The organism is Synechococcus sp. B60.1 (assembly GCF_047462555.1).
GTDB lineage: Bacteria > Cyanobacteriota > Cyanobacteriia > Thermostichales > Thermostichaceae > Thermostichus.
In genome coordinates, this window is the sequence record NZ_JANSJN010000016.1 from 25,230 (window position 1) to 26,654 (window position 1,425).

Below are 1,425 nucleotides of genomic sequence, written 5' to 3' on the forward strand. Positions count from 1 at the left end.
TCTGGGTTTTCGGCGCAGTGCTGCTCAAGGCTGCTGGGAGTTTTGGGCTGGTGGCTGCGGGCTGCCAGCACTTCTTCAACAACATCCCAAGCAGCACGGCAGTGGGGATCCCCTTCGCCGTACTCATCGCAGATCTTGCGGGCGTTTTCCAGCTCTTTGGCAATGACTTCAGACAGTCCCATATGCTCAAGCTCCTTTCAACGAGATGGGGCCAGGGGCCCACAGGTATAACCTGCTAACGCCGATCCGCAGGGATCTAGCGTACTCACGGATTAACAGGCAGAAACCTGCCACTCCGCAGGGTAGATAAGTCCAGGATGATGACCTGCTGCCGACCTATCGAGCGCTGTGGATACATTACTATTCTAAGCAGCGACCGCAGGGGGTTGCAGCCACCCTTTTGCCATCTCTTCGGGATCAGTGAGACCTGAAGGCGCCAAACAGTTGTCCAAGCTGTTGCCGCACCTGCTCTGGGGATCCCTGATAGCGCACCCGTCCTTCGGAGAGGAAAATTACTCCGTCCGCCCATTCCAGCTCGGCCAGCCGATGGGTGACCCAGAGGGCGGTGATCCCCTCTTGATCCACCAGGCGGCGGATGCAGCGCAGCAACTCCGCCTGGCTCTCGGGATCCAGCAAGGCCGTTGGCTCGTCCAACAGCAGAACTTCACAGTGCCGGGCCAGGGCCCCGGCCACCGCCACCCGTTGCTTCTGTCCGCCGCTGAGGCCGTGGATGGGCCGGCGGATCAAGTGGCGCAAGCCTACCTGCTCCAAGGCTGTTTCTACCCGCTCGGCAATCTCTTCCAACGTGAGGGGCTCTGCCCCCAAGCCAAAGGCGACATCTGCCCCTACCGTCGGCATAAACAGTTGGTGATCCGGGTTTTGAAACACGTGGCCCAGCCGCCCGCGCACCTCCAAGTGGCCGGCTAGGGGCTGAGGATGGGTGAGGGATCCGGACAACAGTTGCAATAGGGTGGACTTGCCGCTGCCGTTAGGCCCCAGCAGCATCCACAACTGGCCTTTGGGAATGACAAAGCTGCACTCTCGCAGAACCGGGGGACGCTCCGGCCAGGCAAAGGTTAGGCCCTCCACCCGAATGGCCGGCGGGGACTCCCTCTTGCCACCGCGAAAGGACTCTGTCCCCCTCTCAGACATGAGGATCCCTTGCGAAGACCCGAAGAGCTGCTCTCAACCCTGCAACTGCGCCAAAAAGCCGGGACGCGTTCCTGGGGCACCAGCGCCACCCGACTTGGTGGTCATTTGCACGCCACACAGCTCGCCGGTGAGCAGGAACACCTTTTTGCCAGTGCGGTCACAGGTCAGCTCCAAGCTTTGAGGGGATCCGTTGCGAAGAGCTTCAACCACACTCTGATAGGCGCGGTTGGCCGCCTCCTCCTCTTTTTGGTGGACGACGATGGGGGCGGGATT

The 1,425-nt window shown here is 61.1% G+C and carries 3 protein-coding genes; all 3 read right to left on the reverse strand.

Going from position 1 to position 1,425, the window contains the following annotated elements; all coding sequences use genetic code 11:
* On the reverse strand, positions 1-182 hold a 182-nt coding region (locus NW863_RS03320; protein ID WP_414364375.1), incomplete at its 3' end, for a CP12 domain-containing protein.
* Positions 183-417: 235 nt separating this feature from the next.
* On the reverse strand, positions 418-1,152 hold the full coding sequence (locus tag NW863_RS03325) for an energy-coupling factor ABC transporter ATP-binding protein (protein WP_414364377.1): 735 nt from the start codon (positions 1,150-1,152) through the stop codon (positions 418-420).
* A gap of 33 nt (positions 1,153-1,185) precedes the next feature.
* Positions 1,186-1,425 (reverse strand): hypothetical protein (locus NW863_RS03330; protein WP_414364379.1); only part of this gene is annotated, 240 nt, incomplete at its 5' end.

Coding starts and splice junctions, on each gene's coding strand:
- NW863_RS03325 (WP_414364377.1), bottom strand. CDS start 1,152: ATGTCTGAGAGGGGGACAGAGTCCTTTCGCGGTGGCAAGAGGGAGTCC.